Source organism: Massilia sp. W12, from assembly GCF_037300705.1.
In the GTDB taxonomy this organism is placed as follows: Bacteria; Pseudomonadota; Gammaproteobacteria; order Burkholderiales; family Burkholderiaceae_D; genus JACPVY01.
In genome coordinates, this window is record NZ_CP147776.1 from 4225511 (window position 1) to 4251215 (window position 25705).

Annotated in this window: 19 protein-coding genes and 1 pseudogene; 8 read left to right on the forward strand and 12 right to left on the reverse strand. The window is 54.7% G+C overall.

The window, feature by feature from the left end:
• Nucleotides 1–22 precede the first annotated feature (22 nt).
• From V8J88_RS16970 to pepF, 9 genes and pseudogenes are all read right to left on the reverse strand, one after another.
• Nucleotides 23–1168, reverse strand: coding sequence for a branched-chain amino acid ABC transporter substrate-binding protein (locus V8J88_RS16970; RefSeq protein WP_338845405.1), 1146 nt, complete (start codon nucleotides 1166–1168; stop codon nucleotides 23–25).
• A 134-nt stretch (nucleotides 1169–1302) separates the two neighbouring features.
• Nucleotides 1303–2412: a septal ring lytic transglycosylase RlpA family protein gene (locus V8J88_RS16975; RefSeq protein WP_338845406.1), complete on the reverse strand. Its 1110-nt coding sequence runs from the start codon at nucleotides 2410–2412 to the stop codon at nucleotides 1303–1305.
• A 47-nt stretch (nucleotides 2413–2459) separates the two neighbouring features.
• The gene (gene rodA, locus V8J88_RS16980; RefSeq protein ID WP_338845407.1) at nucleotides 2460–3566 is read right to left on the reverse strand and encodes a rod shape-determining protein RodA; all 1107 of its coding nucleotides are present in this window, start codon (nucleotides 3564–3566) and stop codon (nucleotides 2460–2462) included.
• Nucleotides 3567–3681: 115 nt separating this feature from the next.
• Nucleotides 3682–4239 (reverse strand): GNAT family N-acetyltransferase, encoded by a 558-nt coding sequence (locus V8J88_RS16985; protein WP_338845408.1) that lies wholly within the window; start codon nucleotides 4237–4239, stop codon nucleotides 3682–3684.
• Between the two features lie 197 nt (nucleotides 4240–4436).
• Nucleotides 4437–5370, reverse strand: a pseudogene (locus V8J88_RS16990) (IS5 family transposase).
• 498 nt (nucleotides 5371–5868) lie between these two features.
• Nucleotides 5869–6489: a PEP-CTERM sorting domain-containing protein gene (locus tag V8J88_RS16995; RefSeq protein ID WP_338845409.1), complete on the reverse strand. Its 621-nt coding sequence runs from the start codon at nucleotides 6487–6489 to the stop codon at nucleotides 5869–5871.
• Between the two features lie 132 nt (nucleotides 6490–6621).
• Entirely contained in the window at nucleotides 6622–8652 is a 2031-nt protein-coding gene (locus tag V8J88_RS17000; RefSeq protein ID WP_338845410.1) for a DUF2298 domain-containing protein, read from the reverse strand.
• Nucleotides 8653–8773: 121 nt separating this feature from the next.
• Nucleotides 8774–9721: a TatD family hydrolase gene (locus V8J88_RS17005; protein WP_338845411.1), complete on the reverse strand. Its 948-nt coding sequence runs from the start codon at nucleotides 9719–9721 to the stop codon at nucleotides 8774–8776.
• Between the two features lie 197 nt (nucleotides 9722–9918).
• A complete protein-coding gene (pepF, locus tag V8J88_RS17010; protein ID WP_338845412.1) occupies nucleotides 9919–11778 on the reverse strand; it encodes an oligoendopeptidase F in 1860 nt (619 codons plus the stop codon).
• A gap of 307 nt (nucleotides 11779–12085) precedes the next feature.
• Between pepF and V8J88_RS17015 the strand changes: the two genes are divergently transcribed.
• Nucleotides 12086–12757, forward strand: a complete 672-nt coding sequence (locus tag V8J88_RS17015; RefSeq protein WP_338845413.1) for a response regulator transcription factor — start codon at nucleotides 12086–12088, stop codon at nucleotides 12755–12757.
• Nucleotides 12758–12777: 20 nt separating this feature from the next.
• On the opposite strand, the gene V8J88_RS17020 is transcribed toward V8J88_RS17015, so the two are convergent.
• On the reverse strand, nucleotides 12778–13941 hold the full coding sequence (locus tag V8J88_RS17020; protein WP_338845414.1) for a hypothetical protein: 1164 nt from the start codon (nucleotides 13939–13941) through the stop codon (nucleotides 12778–12780).
• 171 nt (nucleotides 13942–14112) lie between these two features.
• Between V8J88_RS17020 and V8J88_RS17025 the strand changes: the two genes are divergently transcribed.
• Nucleotides 14113–14355: a hypothetical protein gene (locus V8J88_RS17025; protein WP_338845415.1), complete on the forward strand. Its 243-nt coding sequence runs from the start codon at nucleotides 14113–14115 to the stop codon at nucleotides 14353–14355.
• A 596-nt stretch (nucleotides 14356–14951) separates the two neighbouring features.
• Here V8J88_RS17025 and V8J88_RS17030 read toward each other — a convergent pair.
• Nucleotides 14952–15122: a hypothetical protein gene (locus V8J88_RS17030; protein WP_338845416.1), complete on the reverse strand. Its 171-nt coding sequence runs from the start codon at nucleotides 15120–15122 to the stop codon at nucleotides 14952–14954.
• A gap of 42 nt (nucleotides 15123–15164) precedes the next feature.
• Between V8J88_RS17030 and V8J88_RS17035 the strand changes: the two genes are divergently transcribed.
• The 6 genes from V8J88_RS17035 (at nucleotide 15165) to V8J88_RS17060 (ending at nucleotide 24340) form a co-directional block, all read left to right on the forward strand.
• Entirely contained in the window at nucleotides 15165–16022 is an 858-nt protein-coding gene (locus V8J88_RS17035; protein WP_338845417.1) for a hypothetical protein, read from the forward strand.
• A 13-nt stretch (nucleotides 16023–16035) separates the two neighbouring features.
• Complete coding sequence (locus tag V8J88_RS17040; RefSeq protein ID WP_338845418.1) at nucleotides 16036–16836, forward strand: hypothetical protein; 801 nt, start codon at nucleotides 16036–16038, stop codon at nucleotides 16834–16836.
• A 112-nt stretch (nucleotides 16837–16948) separates the two neighbouring features.
• Entirely contained in the window at nucleotides 16949–17758 is an 810-nt protein-coding gene (locus V8J88_RS17045; protein ID WP_338845419.1) for a hypothetical protein, read from the forward strand.
• Nucleotides 17759–18103: 345 nt separating this feature from the next.
• A complete protein-coding gene (locus V8J88_RS17050) occupies nucleotides 18104–20425 on the forward strand; it encodes a collagenase (protein WP_338845420.1) in 2322 nt (773 codons plus the stop codon).
• A 551-nt stretch (nucleotides 20426–20976) separates the two neighbouring features.
• A complete protein-coding gene (locus tag V8J88_RS17055) occupies nucleotides 20977–23274 on the forward strand; it encodes a collagenase (RefSeq protein ID WP_338845421.1) in 2298 nt (765 codons plus the stop codon).
• Between the two features lie 280 nt (nucleotides 23275–23554).
• Nucleotides 23555–24340 (forward strand): AraC family transcriptional regulator, encoded by a 786-nt coding sequence (locus tag V8J88_RS17060; protein WP_338845422.1) that lies wholly within the window; start codon nucleotides 23555–23557, stop codon nucleotides 24338–24340.
• Nucleotides 24341–24498: 158 nt separating this feature from the next.
• Here V8J88_RS17060 and V8J88_RS17065 read toward each other — a convergent pair whose 3' ends face one another.
• Nucleotides 24499–25686 carry a monodechloroaminopyrrolnitrin synthase PrnB family protein gene (locus V8J88_RS17065; protein ID WP_338845423.1) on the reverse strand — a complete coding sequence of 396 codons (1188 nt, stop codon included), beginning with the start codon at nucleotides 25684–25686 and terminating at the stop codon, nucleotides 24499–24501.
• Nucleotides 25687–25705: the final 19 nt, after the last annotated feature.

A 25705-nucleotide genomic window follows, 5' to 3' on the forward strand; every position in this document is an offset into this window, starting at 1 on the left:
CTCAGCCAGATGGCTGACGCGCTTACATCAGATTGCGTTTTTCCGTCAACTTCCCTTTGATCGACTCAAAGATCACCACCGTACCGTCTTTGACATCGCCTTTTTGATCAAATTCGACGGTGCCTTGAATCTTGCCGTCAAACGCGCCTTTGGCCAAGGTGTCGAGCCAGACTTTGGGATCGGTCGAACGGGCGGTTTGCATCGCTTCGGCAAACACATTCATGCCGGTGTAAGCCAGCGTCGAATAGGTGCCGGGCTGGGCTTTGTATTTTGTGTTGTAGAGCTGGGTGAAACTGATGCCGGCCGCCAGCCAGGACGGCGGCACGCCAGCGATTGAGCAATAGAAATTCTGATCCGCTGCGCCCTTGGCCACTTTGTCGATATTCTGGATAAAAGAGGCGTCGCACATCGCATCGCCGGCGACAAACAGCGCATTCACGCCTTGTTCACGCATGTTTTTCAACAGCGGCAGGCCGACGCCCTCATCACCGCCGAAAAACACCACATCCGGATTGGCGGCCTTGATTTTGCCGACCAGATCAATATAGGAATAGCTCGCGTTTTTACCATCCACGCTTTCATAACCGGGCTTGATGCCGGCCTCATCAAGCTTTTTCTTGACCTCTTCCGCCAGACCGACGCCGAACAGGGTTTTATCGTCCACCATGAACACGCTCTTGGCGCGCAGTTTTTCAGCGATCAGGCGGCCCAGACTGGCGCCTTGCTGAATATCATCGGCGGTGATGCGGAAGGTGGTTTTCAAACCCATCCGCGTATATTTCGGATTGGTGGAGGGGGAGAGCTGCGGAATGCCGGCTTTGGCGTAAATCGGCGCGGCTTCAATTGAAACGCCGGAATTAAAGTGGCCAAACACCGCCACCACGCCTTCATTCACCAGCTCCTGCGCCATTTTTTTGCCGGTTTCCCTGTCGGCTTTATCGTCCCGCGTGACGAGGATGAAATTGACCTTTTTACCGTCAATGCGGAAAGACTCGGACATCAACTCATCCAGCGCCACTTGCGCGCCCTGCTCCATGTCTTTGCCATATTGCCCCAGCGAACCGCTCATCGGCGCCACCAGGCCAATTTTCACATCCACAGATCGCGAACATGCGCTCAATCCCGCCACTGCGCACAGTATCAGCACGCCTCGTGAAATATATTTCATGATTATCCTTTGCTCAACATTCCGGCCAAGTCAATGCCGCACATCACGGCACGTCCCTTATTCCCGATTGTATTGCAAATTGCTGATGGCGGGTCTGATTTGCTGTTGTGCAATGCGGATCAGGCGGCTCGGCTTCAGCGCTGCACCACCAGGGCGCGCAGATTGCCGGCCTGGGCCGCCTGCATCGCCAATTCACGGCTGGCGAAAGGCCCGCTGAAAAGGCGGTACATCTTGCCCGATTGAATCACCGCCAGCCCCGGCAACAGGGCGTCGCGCGCAATCTTGGCGCGCTCGGCTTCCGCATTGTCCGCTTGTGAAAACGCGCCCAATTGCAAATAGAAACCGCTGCCGTTGTGCTGCTGTGCGGCAGCGCCCGGCTCCAGATTGTGTTCGATGCGCAACAAAGCCAATTCCGGCTTGATCGCGCTCTCGCTGTCGGCGGCGGCAACTGGCGGCGGCAATACCTGGCTGCGCCATTCGCGGTCAAGTTCGCGGATGATGCGCGCATCTTCGTCACGCATACGCAACAGACGTTCGCCGGTGGCGCCGGCGACGGCCAGGGCGGCATTGGTCTGGCCGTTTTTCTTGCGCTCTTGCTGGCGCGCGATTTCTTCCGGCAGGATGCGCTCGATCTCAACTTCATGGCTGCCCTTGCCCAGCAAACCCAGCTTGAGCGCAGCGGTATAAGACAGATCAATCACGCGGTTGGCGTGGAAAGGGCCGCGATCATTTACGCGCACCACCACTTGCTTGCCATTCACCAGATTGGTGACGCGGGCATAGGAGGGAATCGGCAACAGCGGATGCGCTGCCGTCATTTTGTACATATCGTAAGGTTCACCCGAGGAGGTGCGCTGGCCGTGGAATTTGCGCCCATACCAGCTGCCCACGCCGCGCTGCACATACGGTCTGTCATCGCTGATCGGGGTATAGGTGCGGCCAAACACTTTATAGGGTTTATTGCCGGTGCGCGAAGGCGCTTCGATCACCGGTTCCGCATCCGGCAATTCATACAAGCCGGGCGGCGGATTATCGCCCGGGCCGTCATCCTGATAATAGCCGCCGCGCCCGGAATTGGCAGGCGGCAGTTGCGGCAAGGGCCGCTCAGCTTTTACCGGATCAGCCGCCGGCGCGCGCGGCTTTGTCTCCGGGGCAGGCAAACGCTGGCTGCTGGTGCTGCAAGCGCTCAAGTATGCGCACAATACGGCAGCCGCCAATAAGCCCGGACGGGATGGATTTCGCATAGGAGGCCCTCCTTTTTTCGGTAAGACCTTTCATGAGTTGGCCCGGATCAACTCTGGACCAGATTGCGGTGACGCTGAATACTCATCAAAATGCCGCTGCCCAAACCCAGTGTCACCAGGGCAGTGCCGCCATAACTCATGAAAGGCAGGGGGACGCCGACCACCGGCAAAATGCCGCTCACCATCCCCATATTAATAAACGCATAGGTGAAGAAAATCAGTGTGATCGAGCCGGCCAGCAAGCGCGTAAACACGCTGGGCGCATTCGCCGCGATCATCATGCCGCGCACCAACAGCAGCAGATACAGTAAGATCAACAGCAAAATCCCGATCAAACCGAATTCTTCGGCATACACCGCGAAAATAAAGTCAGTGGTGCGCTCCGGGATAAATTCCAGATGCGCCTGAGTTCCCTTCAACCACCCTTTTCCCATCACCCCGCCTGAGCCGATGGCAATCGTGGACTGGATGATATGAAAGCCCTTGCCGAGCGGATCGGAGGTCGGGTCGATCAGCGTCATGACTCGTTCGCGCTGGTAATCATGCAGATTGGCCCAGATAACGGGCAAGCTGGCGGCTGTGGTCAAAAACAGTCCCAACAACACTTTCCATGACAAACCGGCAAGAAAGATAACATAAAAGCCAGCGGCTAACACCAAAAGTGCAGTTCCCAAGTCAGGTTGTTTAAGAATAAAGATAACAGGAATAGCCAAAATGATTCCTGAAATACAAAATTCTTTCCAAGTCAACGCCCCTTCCCGCTTTTGAAAAAACCAGGCCAACATCAAGGGCATGGCGATTTTCATGATTTCCGAGGGTTGAATCACAATCCCGACATTGATCCAGCGGCGCGCGCCTTTTTTGATCAAGCCGAACATTGCAACCGCAATCAATAACGCCAATCCAAAGGTGTAAATCGGCACGGCCAGCCGCATCAGGGTTTGCGGCGGCGCCATCGCCACCACCCACATGACAGCAAACGCCACCAGCAGATTGCGCAATTGGTCTTCAAAGCGGCCGGCAAAATCATGGCCGGCGGAATACAGCGTCAGCATGCCCACGCCGGAGAGCAGCAACATTAAAAACAACAGCGGGCCGTCAAACACCATCAGCCAGGGGCGAACTCTTTGCCACAGGGAAATCTGGGGATTCATCACATCATCCTAAGCACACAGCCAGCTGCTGCGTAAAAAAAGCGAGGCTACCTTATACCAGAATTGCAGCCTGTATGCAGTATTGATGCCGGGGGAAGGGGCAAGCCATGATGGCTCACTCATGCTGCTTTAAAGACTGATGCATACGATACACAAAACACCGCCTGGGCTCCGCCCCCAATTCCGGCATCACAACAAACTGAAACTGCCCTTCCTCCCGGCGAAACCCCAGTTTTTCAAGCACCCGCCAGGATTGCACATTCTCAACATCGCAAATCGTTTGCACTGCCCGCATCGCCTTGTGCGCGATGAGCCAATTGACAACAGCTTGCCCGGCTTCCAGCACCAAGCCCCAGCCCCAGTACTTCTTGCTAATGCCGAAATGAAACTCCAGAAATTCGCCTTCCTGCATTAAAACAAACACGCCAATCGGAGTATTGCCGACATTTTCCGCAATCACCCAGGCGAAGGATTTACCAGGGTCGCGCCATGCAGCATCACACCAATTCGCCAGAAATTTTTCGGTTTGCTCGATAGAAAGATGGCGACCGCGCATCAAGTATTTCGCGCAATCGGCGTCGCCACAATAGTCCGCAAACAGCGGTACTGGATCGCTGAATTGCGCCATTCGCAGGATCAACCTAGGTGTCGCAATTTCCGTAGGGATAACCATATGAGAAATTCGATTTTCCAGTTCTAGAATGAATATTCATGAATAGATGTTCACATCTATTTCCGCCAAACATGCATTAACAAAATACTAAAAATACAAAAAATCACATCAAAGCCGGGGCAGTCTAAACTTTCAGCGGTGATTGGCTTTGTTGCACAAATAAGTTCAGCACATAAAAGCCCTTATCCCAGACGGATTCAGGGCATGGCCACCGTGGTAGGCGTGCCCAAGCGGGTGAAGCGATTGAAAATGGCAGCGCGTACTTGCAACTCGACGGCCTGCCGGTCGAAGTCGCGCGCCATCACCCTTTCACCAAGGAGTTTGAAGCAACGCATTTTAGCTTCAACCAGACTGCATCGATGATAGCCGCCCCACTTCTTCCAGATCATGCGGCCAAGGCGCCGGGTGAGGGCTAAAATGACATTGCGCGCCTGTGCGCCGGGGCGGTGATCTTTCCATGGTTTGGCATTTTTACGGGTGGGGATAATGGCACGTGCATTGCGTCCGGCAATGGCCTCATGACAAGCTTTTGTATCATACGCGCCGTCGCCGCTGACGCTGACAATGGTTTCGTTCCCGGCAATTTGATCAAGCAAACACGGTAACATCGGGGCGTCGCCAGTGGCGTTATCAGTCACCTCCATCGCCCGGATTTCCAATGCAGCGGCATCAAGTGCCAAATGCACTTTACGCCACTGACGACGGTAGCCGGCGCCATGTTTTTCAGTTTTCCATTCACCTTCTCCCAGCATCTTGATGCCTGTGCTGTCGATCAGCAAGTGAAGGCCAGTGCTTGTCGCCTGCGCGCTGATTGTTACCGTCAGATGCTTATGCCGCCGACTGAGGGTGCAGAAATCAGACGCCTGCCAGTCCAGCCCCGCCAGCTTGAGCAGACTTTGCGCCATACCCATCGCCTGGCGCAATGGCAGATTGAACAGACTTTTGATCGTCAAACAGAACTGAATCGCCGCCTCACTGTATTTTTTGGCTGCGCCCTCGCTTGCCGCTGGCGCTGCCGTGCCAATGCATTTCTGGGTCCAGCCAGATCAACAGCGCCCCCCGGGCCTTCAGGGCCGCGCTGTACGCTTTCCAGTTCCTTGTTTTGTATTTTGTTTTTGCAGGTAGGCGCATGCCATCAGTTTAGCCATACTTCGACTTTGGCGCGATTCGGGTGGATTTGTGCAACAAAGCCTTACATTCCGATTTGATGCCATATTTGCAATCAACCTCACGCCAAAACTGGAACGGCTGATTTATATTTTGGGCTGGGTTTAGATTGAAGTATACGCTGCAGACGCCAAAGCCGACACTGGCAGGCTGGCGAACGTTTGGCTTGGTTTGCAAAAATCTATGTTGCAAAATGCGTGCTTAGTTTGAGCACAACTACCGAACTGATTGAACGCTTAAGCATTGAGCGAAGCTTGCGTCATATCTGCACCTTCACAAAAACGAAAGTATTGCCGTCAGAAGCCATTTTTTCAAGCAGACATGTTCAAACTGGAGCAGGAAGAGCGTTCAAGAGCAAGCGGCACGCTGGCATGTGCGCAGTGCAGTAAACAGCCAGACGTCGCGTTTGCATGCAGCCTGAGGCCCGGAGCAAGCCGGGCCAGTTCAGCAAAACACGATCAATTACGCACATTGTTTGTTGCGGCGGCGGCCAAATAAGCCCAGCAGCGCGATCCCGCCCAGCAACATGGCGTAAGTGGACGCTTCCGGCACCGGCGCGGCAGAAGCGGTGAACAAATTCACCTTGTCGAGCGAACCACCGTAGCTGTCATTGCGACCGACAGCGGAGAAACTCAAGCGCGAAAGCGGATTGGCGCCACCGGTCACGGTGAATTTGAATTCCTGCCACTGATGATTCGCAGTATTGTTGCTGCCCGCCAGATGGCTTAAGCGCTGGCCATTCCAGAACACATCAATATCATTGGTGTCGCCGGTATTCGGGCGCGCCGACCAGAAGAAAGAGAGTTGATATTTTTGCCCGTTGCGGGTTTGCACGTCCTGGAACATACTGCTGTTGTAATGCGTGTCCAGCTCGACAAAATTATTGCCGTCGTATGCTTTACCGGCCACATTGTTACGCAGTTCGATATTCGGCGCGCCAGTCCAGCCCGGTAAAGTCTGATAAACATTCCAGGAACCATTGTTTTGCAGGCTGTCTTCAAAGCTGCCGTTGACCAGCAGATTGGTGGCGGCGTGCGCATTGCAAGCGGCGGCGAGGGCGAATACGAGAGCGAGTTTTTTCATCGATGCGTTTTCCTGTGCGTAAGGTTGAATGCAATATTTTTTCTTCGGGGCAATTTTTTGTGAATTTTGCCATTGATTCTTGCATTCCGGCAAGCTTTTTTTAGAGCAACTGCTCTTCCCGCCAAAGATTGCTCAGCGATACGCAGGATCTGCCATATTTCCCGCTGCTGCTTCACGCCGCAGCCACAAGCCCAGCTTGCGCCCCTCATCCTCCTGGAATGGGCGCCAATCATATTCCGCACTGATGGCCTGGTGAATCGTCTCCCAATTCGGATTATTCGCCTCATAGCGGCTCCAGACCAGATAGCGCACCTGGTTTTGCCGCAGAAACGCCAAGGGATCAGGCAATTGCCCCTCATACAACTCACGCATCTGCTTGGAGCGCAGCCAATTGCCCGGCGCGCCATTGCGCCACACGCTGATATGATGCGGCCACACCAGCAAAGCTTGCTGGCGCGCAAACAGCGCATACAAACCCTGATTGGTGTAGGCATCGCCCTGCCAGCTTTCCATCACCACCCCGCGCGGCGCCTGACGCAGCCAGCGCACCATATCGCCCACCGCCTGATCCCCGGTCATCCACTCGGTTCCGCCCAGCTTGCCGGCATAGGTGCGGCCACCGTGCACAAAATATTGCGCCGTGAAAAACGCCTGTGAACACAGCACGGCCAGCACGGCGGCGCACAGATAACGCTGCCAGCGCTGCTGCGCCCCCAGCGCCAGCGCGCCGCAAGCCAGCAAGCCGCCGCTCCACATATAACCCCACCATTTCATCGTGGTGTTGGTGCGCTCAAAGCGGTCGGCGCTGGCGTCATCCACAAATAAAAATTCGCCGGCCAGCAACATCGCGCCAAAACACAGCGCAAACAGAGTGGCGACAGGCAGGCGGCGGCGCTGCAACCAGGCCAGGGGAAACAAAATCAACATCGGCCACATTTGCAAGAGGAAATTCGGCAGCGGCGTATGATCCACCGCCTGCGTGAGCCGGATTGCGGTCTGCGGCGGATAAGCCGAAAAATGCGTCAAATACGGATAAATCGCCAGGCCAGCCAGCAAGCCACCGCCAAACAAGGCCGCCCAATCCAGCCCCTGCTTGCGCCAGATACGCCAGCCGGCCCAGGCCGCCAGCAACAAGCCATGCAGCGGAACCACCCAGGCATTGGTGATCAACATCAGCGGCGCAGTCGCCGCCAGCAAAGCATATTGCCAGCGCAGCGCAGTCCCCGCCGCCTGCTCAATCTGCAACATCAACAGCATGGCTAAAAACAGCAGGAAGAAGCCGCCCAGCGGCGGGTGATAATCGCCCATATAGTAGTGATAGCCGAATACTTCCATCGGCAAATCGCGCACCTGAAAATCCGGGCTGGGCAAATCCGCTTGCGAGGCCGGCATAAACCAGCGTTTGCCGAATTCGGTATTGGCGCGCATATCGTAGGAGCCGATGAAACGCACCCCGGCCCACATTTCATCATTGGCGCGGTTCAAGGGCGCCGTCTGCTCAGACGGTTGCACAATCAAGCGCACAAATGGCGTGGCGCCAGTGCCGCCCAACGCCAGCGCAGCCAACAGCAACAGCGCGCCCCATTTGCGTTGCGGCAAAAGGCGCAGCACAAAGCCCGCCGCCAGCGACAAGCCAAGTCCCAGCAAGAGCACAAACGCGATGTTGTAGGCATATGCCGGCTCCCAGCCAAACCAGCGCCCCAGCAGCGCGGCGCCGTAATGCTGGAAGGAATAATAGAAATCGAAACGATAGCCGGCCAGCCAATAATCCGGCGCCGGCAGGCGCACGCCGTCATAATAATTAGTGATGAAATACAGATCTGTCACCCGCTCCGAAGTCGGGTAAATCGCCGGAAACAGCCATTTCCACAACAAGCCCCAGGCGCAGCACAGACCGAACACCGCCTCATCGGCCCAAGCCGCCGGCCAATCCGCACGCTTGCGCCAGATATATAAGGCCGCTGCCAGCGTGGAAAGCGGCAACAGCCATTGCAAGCGGCCTAAGCCGGAAAAATGCTCAATAAAGAAAAAGCCGGCAGTCAGCAGCAACACGCCGCCGGCGCGCGCCACTGCGGGCAAAAAGACAGGCTGCAACAAAAGACGCAGCGCAAACAAATGCAGCCAGAGCAAGCCCAGGCTGAGCAGCAGATGGATTTGTTGCATGACGAGTGATGGATGCGGTTGGACGAAGGCCAGAGCGCAAGATGCCTGTAAATACCGGCGGCGTCAAGTGGTATGCAAGCGGTCTGCCCGATATGAAGATCCGCAGACCGCTGCACAAAACTTACTGTTGTCCGCCATTGAATTCGAGATCATCTTCGATATCGTAAATACGCGGCTTTTCGACTGGCGGCGGCGGCGCGCTCACCGTTGCATCCTGCGGGGCCGGATCGGGCAGGCGGTCCATGCCTTCAATCTGCTCCGGCAATACATTTTGCAAACTGAAAAAGCGCAGCGTGTTCAAACGCAATTGCGCTTCCAGCTGGGTAGCCGGCACCCGCATCACCTTGGCCAGGGTTTCCAGCACGGCAGACAGATATTGCGGCTCGTTGCGATTATCTTCCGGGCGCGGATGCAGCGTGCGCGGCAGCAGGAAAGGCGCATCGGTTTCAATCATCACCCTGTCACGCGGCAAGAGGCGCACGGCTTTGCGCAAATCATCGCCGCGCCGCTCATCGCACACCCAGCCAGTGATGCCGATATGGCAATCCAGATTCAGATATTCGCGCATTTGCGCGGTGTTGCCGGTGAAACAATGCACCACCGCGCCCTTGAGCTTGGGCCGGTATTGTTTTAAGAGGGAGAAAAAGGGGTCGTGCGCATCGCGCTCGTGCAGAAAAACCGGCTTGCCGACCCGCACCGCCAATTGCAATTGCGCTTCAAAGCAATTCAATTGCTGACGTTCAGAAGAAAACATGCGGTTATAGTCCAGCCCGCATTCGCCAATCGCCACCACCTGCGGCTGCTCAGCCAATTGGGCGATTGAAGCGGCGGTGCGGCCACTCCAGTGTTTCGCATCATGCGGATGCACGCCGGCGGTGCAAGTCATGAAACCGGGATGTTTTTGCGCCAGCGCCAGCGCGTCACGGCTGGCGCGCTCCGACGTGCCGGTGATCACGATATGTTCGACCTTGGCTTCGCGCGCCCGCGCCAGCACTTGATCGAGATCGGCTTGAAAACGGTAATTCGTCAAATTGGCGCCGATGTCGATCAGCGCAGTTGGCTTGAACATTGCAAATACTTCCTGTTGGTCAATAATTCGCCGCTCCGGCTAGGCTCTCGATTTTATGGCGAAAAACCGGCGCAAGCCAGCGCACCATGCAGAAAACGGCGAATAATCTGCATCGCGTAGCGAAAAAACCGTGCAACGTCGTTTGCATACCACGTTGCACGGCATCAGGAAGCTGCGGTCAGGCCGCAGGTCGGGGCTTACTTCTTGGCGCGGCGCGCCAGAATCGTCTCCATCTCATCCATGATCGCATTCATGCGTTTGACCACGGCCTGATACGGCGCCGGGGAAGCCAGATCCACCCCGGCGCCCTTCACCAACTCGTAAGGATATTGCGAACCGCCAGCCTTCAAAATGCCCAGGTAACGCTCGACCGCGCCCGGTTTGCCGCTCAAAATCTGATCGGCAAACATGGTTCCGGCGGAAATCGAGGTGGCGTATTGGAACACATAAAAACGGTTGTAGAAGTGCGGGATGTAAGCCCATTCGATGCCATATTTCTCATCGATTTTCATCACGCCTTCTTTTTCACCGTGATAGCGGCGCAGCAGATCGAGATAGATTTTCGACAATTCCGCCCCGGTCAACGCCTCGCCCTTGTCAGCGCGCGCATGCACGGTGCGCTCAAAATCGGCAAACATGGCTTGACGGAAGAAAGTGCCACGGAAGTTTTCCAGCGAAGAGCCGAGATACAACAGGCGCTCATCATCACTCTTGGCCTGCTTCAACATATAGTCGAGCAACAAGCCTTCATTGGTAGTGGAGGCGATTTCAGCAGTGAAAATCGGATAATCAGCATTGATGAAAGTCTGGCTGCGGTTGGCCAGCCAGGAATGCATCGCATGCCCCCATTCATGCGCCAGGGTCGAAACCGATTCATAGTCATTGTTGTAATTCATCAGCACGAAGGGGTGCACGTCATACACCGCGCCATTCATATATGCGCCGGAACGCTTGCGCGGACGCGGATAGACATCCATCCAGCGATCTTGCAAACCTTTTTGCATACCGGCCACATAGTCCGCACCGAGCGGGCGGGCTGATTCGATCATCAGCTTTTTGCCCATTTCAATCGGGTATTCAATCTTGGTGTCGAGCAACGCCGGATAGATATCGTGATAACCCAGGTCTGTCACGCCGAGCAATTTGGCGCGCAATTTGAAATAACGGTGCAGGGTTGGCAGGTTTTGATTGACTTGCGTAATCAATTGATCGTACACCGCCACCGGCAGCCTGTTTGCAAACAGCGCATCGGTGAGAGAATCGGGATGATTGCGCACCTTGGCCATGACGCTGTCTTTTTTCAGCATCTCATAGAAAGTCACGCCGAAAGTGCGCTCAAATTCTTTCCACTTGCCCCAGAAAGCATCAAACACCAGCTTGCGGTCAGCGCGCTTATTTTCGGCGCGGTACTTGGTGTAAGCCGATTGATCAATCGTGACTTCCTCGCCATTGCTCAATTTCACCTTGGGCCAGGGCATGTCAGCGTTGGAGAAAATACTGTAAGCCGCGCCCGCACTGTTGACGATGGGGCCGAAAGCGGCGATCAATTGTTCGCCTTTTTGATCCAGGGTATGCGGCGCAGCGCGCAAAATCTGATCCAGCGCGTGGCGGTATTGCAGCAATTCTTTATCTTGCGCAATCAATTTTTGCATGCGCGCGGCGCCGATTTTCAAAATTTCGGGACGCACAAAAGACAAGGCTTCATCAGCGCGGCTGGACACCGCTTCGCCCAGCTGCGTCATTTCCATCGAACTGGCTTCGCCGGTATCCTGATCCAGCAATTGCTGGGAATAGCTGTTGATGCGGATATTGCGCTTGGCGATATCGGTATATTGCTGCAGACATTTCTTCAAACTTGCCACCGACTTGCCCAACTGTCCCTGGCATTGCTTAAATTCCTTGATCTGGGCGTCAAGCTTGCCGATATCGGCCTGCCAGGCAGCGCGATCCGCATAGATATCAGACAATTTCCAACGGTCGTTTTCATTTTCGACAGCAGCAAAGGCAAGCGGCAGGGTCAGGGCCAGCACGGTGGCGAGCAAAGTTTTTTTTAACATCGGAGTTCCGCAGCAAAGTAAAAGGGAAGTGGCGCACGCGCCGGCCAGATCATGCAACCGGCAGCGCGTATATTGTAAGGAAATTTAACAACAACACGCGGATTTTGCGACGGAATGCATTTGCAAGCGCTTGGAATGCGCAAATCGCATTATTCCCCCTCCCCGCCCTGACGCCAGACCACGGTGGCAGCAAAAAGCGCTGACATGACATGCAGTGAGGCATGCAAATTTGCAGAATCAGAGCGCCTGCCTGATCAGCGCATGCCGCACCATCGCGGTAACCTCACTCTGTCGAAAGGACTGTCAAATGGAGCAAGAACGGCCACATATCATTCTGATCGACGATCATAAATTAGTCGCGCAGGCGCTTTCACATGTGTTAAGCAGTGAATATCGCGTCACCCTCGCCGCCAACCAGCGCGAAATGCGCCTGGCCATGCGCCAAACCCGTTTTGCAGTGGCCTTGCTGGACTTATTTTTAGCCAATGAAGGCGATGGTTTAAGCTTGCTGCCGGAATTGCTCAATCACAATATCAAAGTGCTGGTATTTGCCGACGCCAGCGACAAAGCCGCGATCCGCGCCAGCATCACCATGGGCGCGCATGGATATGTGGATAAAGCCGGCGAACTGCATCAGCTGCGCGCCGCGCTCAAGGCAGTCATGCAAGATCATCTGGCGTTTCCACAGGAATTGTTATCCGCCGCCTTGCGCGAGCCGCGCAATATAGTGCCGCAACTCAGTGAACGCGAGGTGCGCCTGCTGGACATGATGCTGGCCGAACCGATGCCATCCAACGAAGACATGGCCAAGCGCTTATTCATTTCCATCGGACGGGTGAAAAATTGCTTAACCGATCTGTACGCCAAGTTCAACGTTCAAAGTCGGCATGCGCTGGTGGCGGAAGCGCGGCGGCGCGGTTATTTTATCGGCATGCATCCGGCGCGCATGGCCGGCGGCGGGCGTCGCCGCAAACTTTGAAATGCGTCCTGGCGCGGAATTTATTCGGCAAAAACCATGCGCAGCACTTCCGCATGCGCCCGGTCTGACAATTCGCCATCGGGTTTGAGCAAGCCGAATTGTTCCGCGTGCTTACTCAACCAGCGGTCGGCGGCAGCGCGCGCCTCATAAAGTTTGGTTGCAGGATGCTGCTCCATATAGCGCGTGGCGAATTGCCACACCGCCAGCGCCGCCACAATGCGCGGTGGCAAGTTCTGTCCGGCTTGTGCCTGCGCGCTTTCCTGCTTGAGCCCATACAGCAAAGCGCTTTGCTGCGCCAGCTGCACGCGCAACTGCTCGCATTCCTGCTGCCATTGCGCCGAAGCGGCGCTGGTCTGGGCCAAGGTGTCGCGCAAATGGCGGGACTCAGCGTCCAAGGCGGCGGCCCTGGCTTCGCTCTGGCTGGCCAGATCTTTGGCGGAAACATCAGCGGCATGCACGGCGAGCAGTGCGAGTTGGCGGATTTCTGCTGCGCTGTTTTCGGCTGCTGCTTTCAGGCGGGCTTGTTCGTCAGCTTGGGCTTGCGCGGTAACTTTCGCTTCCTCGATATGGTGAAACCGAACTTTTAGCTGAGAAAAATCAGTGATCGAATTGCGTGCTGCAAAAATGACAAAACAAACCCCTGCGCCAATGAGGATCAGATGTGTGTTTTTGATTGATGTTAGCCGAATAAGAATTGCTGCGAGTACACAGAAAGCAATTGCAAAATATGCTCGCTTTGCATTATTCCCCATTGGCGCTGAAATGGGACTGAAAAAAAATCTAAGCACACCAAATGCGGGCCAGTTCTCTACTTTTGGCTTCCAGCAAATACGAACCACCATCATAAGCAGCAAACTGGTTTGTATTACGGGCAATATGATTCTGAGCGTATTGTATGGCTCCCTTCCATCTATCCACATATATGAGCCATAGACAATAAAAACGAAAAAGAAATCATAAGCAACGATTTCTCTTATGTCTTGCGAAAATGTGGATTTAGGTAATGCAAAGCACGCCAAAAAAAATAGGAGCGACAGAATTATGCGTGTAATCATAATTACTTGGTCGTCGCCCTTCATGCTTACATCCACAGCCAAAGAAAGCGCCAACATGTAGGCATTCAAAGCCAAGTAAGCCTTCTTAGCTTCCAACTCGCTATGGATTTGTTCGTCAAGTGAATGCATATTTTTTAAGTTTTTGGTGGTGGCAAGTGAGGTTCCTCACCAATCACTTGCATTCTTGGAAATTCAGTCCTGGTTTGGCTATGTCCTGCGGCACTCAGCGTGTGATTCTCCACTGGCAGTACGCCACCTGGGGCTGTGATCAAACCGTTTAAGTCAAGTAAGTCAAACATCATGCACTCCAATCAGGTTGAAAACCACAGTGTGCGTGCATTTACTGTAAGACACAATTTCACCCTCACAATTTTTGTTCGTCCTCAGTCACACCAAAGTAACGCCCTTGTTTCCGCCATCCCCAAGCCGCGCGCCGCAGGCAATGCGTTTTTTTTGCAAGACCCGGACGAATGCGGCAAGGCTGATTTTTTGCGGCAGGAAAGACAAGCAAGTTTTTTCAGCCGCCGCCGGATTGGCGCGTAAAAACGCAAATGCAAGCATGGCGCATGGCATACACGGCAGCGCAAAAATAAGTGCTGATACTTATTCATGCATGACGGGCAACCCAAAGTATTGCCTAATGCCAGCGATAGTACAGAAAGCGAAAAAGTGTGTCAAATCGTGTCAAAAATAAGTCAGCCATCATTCAAGCGGCCCGATTGTCTGTCATCGTCTTCATCAAACATCAGGCCAGCCAGCAGAACCAGACCACTCAATCCAAACGGGATTCAGGTCACGCTTTAAGACGCCCGCCACGCCACACACCCCGCTACTTGGCGGCATTAGGGACATGTGCTCTGCTGTAGTTTTGCTGCAACAGGCGTTGCCACAGATCAACGCCACTTGCCAGCCACTGCAGACCACTTCCATTCCCTGAGCAAACCCATGCAATATGCATCTGCATATTTCCATACGGAAAGTTTAAAAATAAAAATAACCGGAATGCCTGACTATGTTATGATGTTCGACTTTATGGCATTTTTATTCACTTTTTCAGCCATAACTTGTCTTTTACTCCCTTCATCATAGACGCCTGTTTGGAGCGTGTCATGCAAGCTGATTTTCATGCAGATTCCGTATTAAGCCGCAGTTTTTCCCAAGAAATGGCCAGCGCCGCCGCCTGTTTGAAAGCCGGCGGCTTTGATCCCGGCCAACAAGACCTCATCAAGCGCCTGGCCAAAGCGCTCGCCGATGACGGCCCCCACCCCGCCCATGCTGGCGCCCTGGATGACTGGCGCAAGCGTAAGCATTACCACTACAAGCGGGATTTTTTATTCCGCTATCAGCCGCATTTGGCGCAGGGGGCCGAAGGTGTGTTGATTGCAACAGGCGAGTTGAAATCTGGCAAAGCGCCGAAAGATGACCGCAAGTTCCGCCGAAAAATCGCTGCGCTCTGCTTTGCCCAGCATTTTTTTCTGGAAGCGCGCTATGGCGATCATCATGTTTGGGTGTTGGATTTGCCTTTCATTTACAAAGACTGGCCCAGCATACAAATTGCAAAAGCAAATCCCGGACAAATTGATACCTTGATCAAGTTAAGCGAGGGGCGTCTGGAAGAAAAACACCGTGAGCAACTCGGCCAAGCTGTCACCCATGCTGCCGCCTATACCGAAAAAGCACACGCCATGTTGTCGCAAGCCCAGCCCGGAAATCGGGCATGGGAAATCGCCAAGCGCTGGTTTGCCGATGAAGAAACCAGCGACGCCATGTTGCAAAAATTCATTGGCGAGATGATGAGCGGCTTGCGTAAGTTCATTAATGTCTTGCGCTCGAACAAGATTGTGTTGTTGGATCATCCGCAGTTGCGTGGAAAAATAATGACCCAGGATGACCGGGATTTATTCGAGGCGGAGGCCTTTGTTTTTAAGGGCAATGATCCGGTGTCAGCTATCTACATCCAGCAAGTTCTGTTTAAAGAAAACCCGATCGTCAAAGGACCGCGCAACTTTGCCCGTTTGCTGGTGCATGAAATCGCCCACCGGGAGCTGAAAACAGAAGACCATAAATCAGCAACAAATGGCATCAAACCGACAAAGGGCCGCTTACCATTTGCGCAGACCTGCAATAACAGTGATAGTTGGGCTTTTTGCGTGATGGATTTAGCCGATATGCTTACGCCGCTGGAAATCGCGCGCGCCAGAATTATTTAAGGAGGATGAGGACATGGTTAGCCGTGCAGATCGTGATTTGCCGCCTTTGGAGCAGAACGGCATCCGCTATGAAGAAATCCGGGCTGAGTATTGTGAACCGTATGAAAAGCGCAGTGGCTGGATCCGCGCCAGGGATATCGCAAGCGGCGATGTACTGTGGGAATTGCAGGTTTATCCTGTGTCATATCAAAAAAGAGCGGATAACGGGTTGGGACTGCCTGATGGCCCGGCTGTCCGTGACTGTTTTTTTGAGCGTTTTCGCTGGATGACGGATCAGCAACACATCTTGATTGAAAACCGATACCGCGACCGCTATTTGGTCAACATCCACACCCGTGAAGTGCGCCCGGCGACAGATGATGATTTTGGGCCAGAGCAAATTTACCAGCGCCGCAAACCAACGTGGGTTGCACCGGTTATTTGTAGAAATACAATGTATTACCACGATTTGCAGATGTTTTTTTACGACTATCCGGCGCCTGACTATAGTGTTTTAACAGGTATAGATATTAAAACTAATAAGCGCGTTGTATATGAAAAAATATACACCATCCCTTTGCGGGACGACCTCGAACATCACGTTCCTGAATCGTATTTTGTTGCACTGGATGTCATGCCAGGAGGACGTGATTTGTACATCAAAAACCAAGACAATGAAGCCTACTTCTTCGATGTTCGCGAACGCCGTGTGTGGGCTTGCCCTTCCGAGGTTTTACCTAGCTTTTATTACGATCAAGTGCGCCGCCACTGGCGCGCGCGCCTGCGTTTTTTCTTCCTAGACATCTGGGATTGGATCACCCGGCGGCGCTATTGATCTGGGCGCTTGCAATCATCGCGGCTTATGTGTTTTTGCATCGTGGATGTAGCGGCGAGACGCACGCCGCTGGAAATTGCACGCGCCCGGATTAATTAAGGATGGATGAAAAATGATCAGTAAAGTCCGCAAGGAATTGCCACCTTTGGAACAGAACGGGGTCCGCTATGAAGAAATCCGGGTTGAGTATTTAGAACCATATGAGCGTCGCAGTGGATGGATGCGCGCAAGGGACATTGTCAGCGATGAAGTACTATGGGAGATTCAAGTCTATCGCGTCTCTTACGATGTCGATGAGAGGGGGGGAGACCCGATGGGCATTTACAACGGCCCCGGCTCCATGGACTGTTTCTTTGAGCGCTTTCGTTGGATGCCGGATCAACAACATATATTGATTGAAAACGGTTATGAGGACCGCTATCTGGTCAACATCCACACCCGTGAAGTGCGCCCGGCGACGGATGATGATTTTGCGCCTGAACAAATCTATCAACGCCGCAAGCCGAAATGGCTGGAGCCATTGGTTTGCCGCAATACCCTGTACTATCAAGAGTACGCGGATTTCTTTAATGGGGACAGTCATCCACGTTCAGGTCTGTTGATCGGGATCGACATCAAAACCCGTGAGTGCGTGCTGCAACGCAGAATTTATAAAGTCGCACCATACTGCGACGAGTTGGAGCACTACGTCCCGGAATCCTATTTTGTTGAATTCGATATCATGCCCGGCGGACGGGATTTATACATCAGCAATCAAGACGACGAAGTGTATTTCTTCGATGTCCGCGAGCGCAAAGTCTGGCAAGCGCCTCCAGATGCTGATCCATCTGAATATTACGATCAAGTACGCCGCCACTGGCGCGCGCGCCTGCGTTTTTTCTTCCTCGACATCTGGGATTGGATCACCCGGCGGCGCTATTGATCTGGGCGCTTGCAATCATCGCGGCATCAGTCCGGCATGACTGATTAAGCACAGATTCGCTGATCCAACAAGAGAAATTTATATCTAAAACAATTTTAAAATTCAAATACATATTAAAAAGATATTTTTTGATATTTGACATGGATATATGTAGTATATTTATGCACCGGGCCAGCACCCTCTTTGCGCCACGCTCCGCAGCAAACTGACTGCCGTAATGCGCATCATGGAGCAGGCCGCAAATCTGCCTCAGCACGCTGACAAACACCCTTCCGCCATATGTCCCCATCTGGCGGCGGCTGGCGTGCGCCCTGAAGCAATACATACTAATAAGGAATCATATCCATGTATCAGCACCACATTACCCTTGCCGGCAAAGGCTCCCTGCTGTCCAGCGCCTTGCTGTTGGCGCTCAGCAATCTGAGCGCCGCCGCTGTCAGCACCGAAGCAGCGCACAGCGCAGCGCCTGTCAGCGTGGCCGATGCGCATCTGGAATTCGGCGCCGCGCACAGCGGCAAATTGAAACAGGCCCCGCAGCCGCGCACGCCGCAAACCCTGCCGCCCTCGCTGGAACAAATCAAATATGGTGTGGACGCCAGTAAAAAAGCGCGCACCGATTTGCTGCCACAGGCAAAAAGCCAGCAACTCGCAGCGCAATTCGCCAATCCTTGCGAAGACATGAATAAGCTGGCCAGCCACAGCGGCGAAGCGCTGGCGGATTATCTGCTCGCCCTGCCGGATTATGAGTGTCACTATGGCCTGTTCTCATTACCGGCCAGTCAAGCCGCGAAAGTGTTCGCGCCAGCCAACTTCAGCGCGGTGGCGCGCCGTTTTGCGCTTGAAGCCGGCAAATACGACGCCAGCAATATCAAGCTGGTGAATCTGATTATTTATCTGCGCGCCGGCTATTATCTCTGGTCGGGGAATGTGATCGCCAAGCCGGCTGACAGTGTGCGGGACACCCTGCGCCCTGCGCTGTGGAACCTGATCCACAACCCCAATCTGTATAAGCAGAATACGAATGGCCAGTCCACGGCAAAAGAAGTTTTCACCATGATCACGAATATCAATGATGAAAATTACTATCTGCCGGCGATGAAAAGCGTGTTCAAGCGCTTCACCAACACGGCAGACAATCCAAACGCCAGCGAGAGCTTGAAACAGTATTCCGCCGCCGGCGCGCTGACCGGCGCGCTGACCGTGATGTTTTACGCGCATTACCGCAGCGACGCCGCGGCAACCCTGAAAAACGACGCCAGCTATCCGCAGACCCTGTACGATTTTGTGCAGAAAAACCGCGCCAAACTGCTCGGCACAAGTCTGGAATATCAACTCACTGACGCTGAACGCGAAGCGTTCCGCTTCATGCAATACCCCAGCCAAAGCGCCACGGTGAAACCGATGATCAAGCAAGTGCTGGCCAGCAGTTCAATGACAGGGACAGATTCCGGCCTGTGGTTAGGCGCCGCCAGCAGCGTGACGTATTACGACAATGCGAACTGCGCCGAATATGGCGTGTGTCATTTCCAGAGCAAGCTGGCGGATGCAGTGTTGAAACATAAGCACAGCTGCAGCCCGACCATCCGCATCCGCGCGCAAGCGATGACGGCGCAGCAATTGGCCGACAGCTGCGCCGCGCTGGCGCAGCAGGAAAGCTATGTGCACAAGATGCTGCAAACCAAAAACAAGCCGGTGGCGAACGACAATAACAGCGCGCTCGAATTGGTGGTGTTTGATGACTATGAAAATTACAGCAAATACGCGAGCGTGATATATGACATCGACACCAATAATGGCGGCATGTATCTGGAGGGCGACCCATCCAAGGCTGGCAATCAGGCGCGCTTTATCGCGCATGAGGCGTCCTGGCTGCGCCCCAGCTTCAAGATTTGGAATCTTGAGCATGAATATGTGCACTATCTGGATGGGCGCTTCAATATGGCCGGCGATTTTGCCGCCAGCACCGCCAAGCCGACCGTCTGGTGGATTGAAGGCATTGCCGAATACATGTCCCTGAAAAACAATAATCAGGCTTCGATTGACGCCGCCAAGAGCGGGACATATAAGCTTTCGACGATTTTCGGCAACACCTATTCGATGTCCGACTACACTGCGCGCGCTTATCGCTGGGGTTATATGGCGGCCCGTTTCATGAATGAAAAGCATCGCGCCGACATGGATCAAGTGCTGGCCAAGTTCCGCAGCGGCGACTATAAGGGCTATCAAACTTATATGGAAAATATCGGCACGAAATACGATGCCGAATTCGCCGTCTGGGTCAAGAACGCCAGCACAGCGGGCACGCCGCCGGAACCAAGCGAGCCAAAGCCGAATCTGCCGACTTGCAGCACCGCCGCCAATCTGTATCTGGGCAAGAATTGCTCAATTTCCGGCTTCGCTTCCAGCACGCAGACGTATGCGTATATCAATCTGCCGGCAGGCGCGAAGAATTTGCGCATCTTCACCAACGGCGGCAGCGGCGATGTGGATCTGTACATCTCGCCGGATCATTATCCAAGCAAGACTGCAGCGGCTTACCGCTCGACCGATGCCGGCAATCAGGAATCCGTCAGCATCGCCGCACCGCAAGCGCGCATCTGGTATTACATTATGCTGGACGCTAAAAAACCGTTCGCGAATGTGAGCATCAGCGCCACTTACGAGTAACACCGCAGGCGGCGGCCCGCATTTTGCCGGGCCGCCGCTCACGCTCCCGCCTCCCTGATCCGCAATTTCCATTTGCAGTATTGCACTGCAGCGCAGCCCGCTCCGGCTGCGCGGACAAGCCCGCAGCATGTCCCACGGCATTGCCGCACTATGCCAGTTACCCGTCCCTCAAAGCAATCATCTGCTTTTCAGTAGCGTAAAAGTAGTAAAAAAACACCTATGCCTGCGCAATATTAGCTGCACAGCAACATCAATATACAAAAATTAATTCTAGATATTTCCTGTGGATATGTGTAATATATTTATACGCTGATCGATACATGACGGCGATCTGTTATGGCCAATCCCATAACGCCCCGCTGCACCCCCATCAGGGCGCGGCATCTGCGGCGCCAAGCCGTCCCACGCGGGCGGCGCCGGAAAGCACAAAGACCTGCAGCAAGCCGGTCTGCGTCTTTCAACAAGAAAAACCGCAGCCGCACTGACGGTTGACGGAAATGTGCGCCTGCCGGCGCCCGCTCATAACCATATATAAATACGGAGACATGTCCATGCATACAAATCACGCCTTTGCAGCCGGTAAGTTCAGCCTGATCGCTGGCAGCCTGATGTTTGCCCTGAGCAGCTATGCCGCCCCCGCGAAAACCCATGCGCCTGCCGTGGTGGATGCGCATATCGAATTTGGCGCCGCACACGGTGGCGCGCTCAAGCAAGCGGCCAAACCACGCACCCCGCAAACGCTGCCGCCTTCGCTGGAGCAAATCAAATTCGGCCTGCAGCCTTCCAGCAAACCGCGCACCGATCTGATGCCCAACGCCAAGAATCAAAAACTGGCGGCGCAATTCGCCAACCCCTGTGAAGATATGACCAAGCTGGCCAGCTACAGCGGCGAAGCATTGGCTGACTACATCGTCGCGCTGCCGAATTATGAGTGTCACTATGGCCTGTTTTCGCTGTCCGGCAGCCAGGCCGCGAGCGTGTTCGCGCCAGCTAATTTCGACGCCGTGGCGCGCCGCTTCGCCAGTGAAGCCTCAAAATATGATTCGAGCAATATCAAGCTGGTGAATCTGATTATCTATCTGCGCGCCGGCTATTATCTGGCCGGCAACAATGTCATCAGCAAACCGGCGACCAGCGTGCGCGACACCCTGCGCCCCGGAATTTCCAGCCTGCTGGGTGGTGAAAACCTGTACCGTCACAACACTGCCGGCCCCTCGACTGCCGGCGAAGTGTTCACCATGATCACGAACATGAATGACGAAGGGTATTTCCTGCCGGCGATGAAAAACGTGGTCAAGCGCTACACCAACAGCGCCGCCAACCCGAACGCCAGCGATGCATTAAACAACCGCACCGGCGCGGGCGTGATGACCGGCGCTTTGACGGTGATCTATTACAGCCACTGGCGCCCGGAAGCCGCGCAGGCGGTGGAAAATGACAACAGCTATCCGACCGCATTGAATAATTTCGTGCAGGCTAACAAAGCCAAGCTGCTCGGCTCGAATAATGAATATCAGTTGACTGACGCGGTGCGTGAAACCTTCCGCTTCATGCAGCATCCGAATCAATTCGCCAGCGTCAAGCCGATGCTGAAAAATCTCATGCTCAACAGCTCGATGACCGGGACAGATTCTGCCCTGTGGTTAGCCGGCGCCAACAGCGTGTATTACTACGACAATGCGAATTGCGCCGAATACAATGCCTGCGACTACAAAAACAAGCTGGCGAATGTGGTCTTGAAGATCAGCCACAGCTGCAGCCCGACCATCCGCATCCGCGCTCAGGAAATGACGGCGCAGCAACTGGCCGACACCTGCGCCGCCCTGGCTGTGCAGGAAAGCTATGTGCACAAAATGCTGCAGACCAAGAACAAGCCGGTGGCGAATGACAACAATTCTTCGCTCGAACTGGTGGTGTTTGACGATTACAGCAACTACGACAAATACGCCGGCGCGATTTATGACATCGACACCAATAACGGCGGCATGTATCTGGAAGGGGATCCGTCGGTGGCCGGCAATCAAGCCCGCTTCATCGCGCACGAAGCATCCTGGGTGCGTCCGACTTTCAAGATCTGGAATCTGGAGCATGAATATGTGCACTACCTGGATGGCCGCTTCAATATGTATGGCGATTTCTCCGCCGGCATCGCCAAGCCGACCGTGTGGTGGATTGAAGGCATTGCCGAATATCTGTCCCTGAAAAACGACAATCAGAAATCGATTGACGCCGCCAAGCTGGGCACTTACAAGCTTTCGACCATCTTCGGCAACACCTATTCGATGTCGGATTACACCAACCGGGCTTACCGCTGGGGCTATATGGCGGCGCGCTTCATGAATGAAAAACATCGCGGCGATATTGATGCGATTCTGCCCAAGTTCCGCGTCGGCGATTACAACGGCTACCAGACTTTTATGACGAATATCGGCACGAAATATGACGCTGAATTCGCCTCCTGGGTGCAGACCGCGACCACTGCCGGCTTGCCGCCGGAACCTGTGGAGCCGACCCCGGGCTTGCCGACCTGTTCCGGCGCGGCGAATAAGCAGCTGGGTAAAAATTGCTCGATCCCCGGCTTTGGCTCCAGCAGCGTCAGCTACGCCTATCTGATGTTGCCGTCCGGCGCCAAGAATCTGCGCGTGTTCACCAGCGGCGGCACTGGCGATGTGGATCTGTACATGTCGCCGTACAGCTACCCGAGCGAAACCTCGGGCCAGCGTTCGACCAATGCCGGCAATAACGAGTCGATCAGCACTGCCGCGCCGGTCAGCGGGGCCTGGTATTACATCGTGCTCAAAGCCAAGCAACCGTATGCGAATGTGACCTTGAGCGCGACTTACGAGTAAGCCGCAAGCAGTATGCGACGCCGCGTGATAGCGGCGGCAAAGAATCTTCCCGTGTCCGGCCGGGATGATGGCCTCAGCCGAGGCTGGCAGTACGCCGGGCTGTATTCTCTTAGTGTGCGTCTGTTGGGCGGGCTGGCATGTTCTGGCAACATTTGAGCAAGCCACCCGCCTCTTTTTATGGCACACTTCAGATGCGCCCCCAACCCCGCCGCGCTTCAATATCAGAATCGTTTCTGAGGCGGCCGGGCGTCGTTTATCAGCTTCAATGACAGGAACCGCCATGAACGCAGAACGCCAACAACTCGCCGCCGCCTTGACTGACCCATTCTTTGCCGAACATTTGTTCGACGCCTTGCCGGATGTGGTGTTTTTTGTGAAAGACATGGCAGGCCGCTACCTCCTGATCAACCGCACCATGGTGGAACGCTGCGGTTACCGCAATAAAGAAGACTTGATCGGCAAGAGTGTGAATCAATTATTTGCGCCGCGTTTCGCCACCCACTACGAGCAGCAAGACCAGGCTGTGTTGCAGGAAGGCAAAACGATTTACGATCAGCTCGAATTGCATATCTACCCCAACCATGCGCCCGGCTGGTGCATGACGAATAAATTTCCGCTGCGCGATGCGCAGGGCAATGTGATCGGCTTGGCCGGCATCTCGCGCGATTTGCACGCGCCGGAAGCCAGCAGCCCGGCGTATCAGAAAATCAGCAAGCTGGTGGCGTATATCAACCAGCATTTCTTTGAAGATGTGCGAGTGCCTTTTCTGGCCAAGATGGCGCAAATGTCGGTCTCGCAGATCGAGCGCTATTTCTTAAAGGTGTATCAAATTTCGCCGCGTCAGATGTTGCAGCAAAAGCGCCTGGACGCGGCTTGCAGCATGCTGGCCGGCAAGCAAAGCATCACCGAAATCGCCGCCGCCTGCGGCTACCAGGACCACAGCGCTTTCGCGCGCCAATTCAAGGCCACGGTGGGCATGACGCCCAGCCAATACCGCGCTTTGCTGGCCGACGGCAGCGCGCGCGCCACGCCGGGCAGCGCGGTGCGCAGTTTGCGGATTGCGTGAGCGCGTGTGCTGATTGCGGGCATGCCAAAAACCCGTTGACATGGCCGGCGACAGCACCACGCTGAAACTGGCTGTACAAATGCGGCAGCTCAGACAAGCAAGCTGCGAATGGCGGGGCGGCGCAATGCGTCCCGCCCCGCATGCCTGCCAGCCTTATCTTATTTTTCCCATGCCGCCAGTGTCGCTTGCAAACGCTGCAAGTCAGCGTAGCGGGTTGGAATATCGTCGCGCTGCACAGCGGCGCGCTGGTCGCGCAGGTTTTGCAGGGCGCGCAGCAAGACCGGCAAAGGCGGGCCGCTGGCGGTGAGTTTGTCGTGATTTTCCGGCGGCAAGTCGTCCGCCGGTTTGGCGATGTATTTATGCACCAGCTGATCATGATGCATTGAGGAACCCTGGCCATGCGCCTGGCAGACTTGCACAAATAAGGCCAGATTGCGGCGGAACGCCGGGCTGTCATGGCCGGCATCCAGCGCTTGCAGGAACAAATCCATGTAATTCGGCTGGCGCATGCAGTCGCGCAAAATCAATTGCTCATTCGGCATCATGAAGAGGAATTTATCCACCAGCAATTGCGAATACGATGACTGCCTGGATTGGCACAGACCGAGCAGTAAATCAATCACATTAATGCCGGCGAAGTCGCCCGCATTCGCGCCGCGATACACCTGAAAACCCACCGCATGCGGCTTGTAATAGGGACGCACGCTGTAGAAAAAACGCTCCACATCGAGCTTTTTAAAGAGTTCGGCATTGCTCTCGATCACTTCATCCAGCGCAGCTTTGGCGGCGCGCAAAAGCGAGGTCGCCACCGGGTGTGTCACGCCCATCGGCTGCAGCCGCAACAAGGCGTCCGCCGCGCGTTTATAGGCCAGAATGCCGATGGTGTTGTAGTCGATGAAGATATATTCATCTTCCAGCGAGGTGAAGGATTTGTAGCGTCCTTGCAGCGCAAAATTATGGGTGGTCAAATGGCTGGTGGCGAAACGCGGGGTAACGCCCAGATTCGCGCCCAGCTCCAGCGCCAGCGCTGAGGCTTCGCGCATCTGCGCCGCAGGCCCGGCGTCCTGCTCTGTCACGCCATGCCGGTTGCAGGCGGCCATGTAAAAGCCGACATTGCCGAGCAGATTAAAGGCCTGGTCAAAGCCTTCATCGGTATTGCCCTCCTGCACCAGTTTGCGGATGTGCTCCTGGCCTTCGAGGCACAGGGCGCGCTTCAAATCGCTGCCGACGCCGGCCACATCGGCGCGCCGTTCTTGCGCAAAATACAGGTTTTCCAGCGCCGTGTTGAGTTCGCAAAAACGGCTGCGGATCCAGGCATCGAAATTGTGTACGTTCTCGGTCATCATGATCTGTCACTTACTCCGG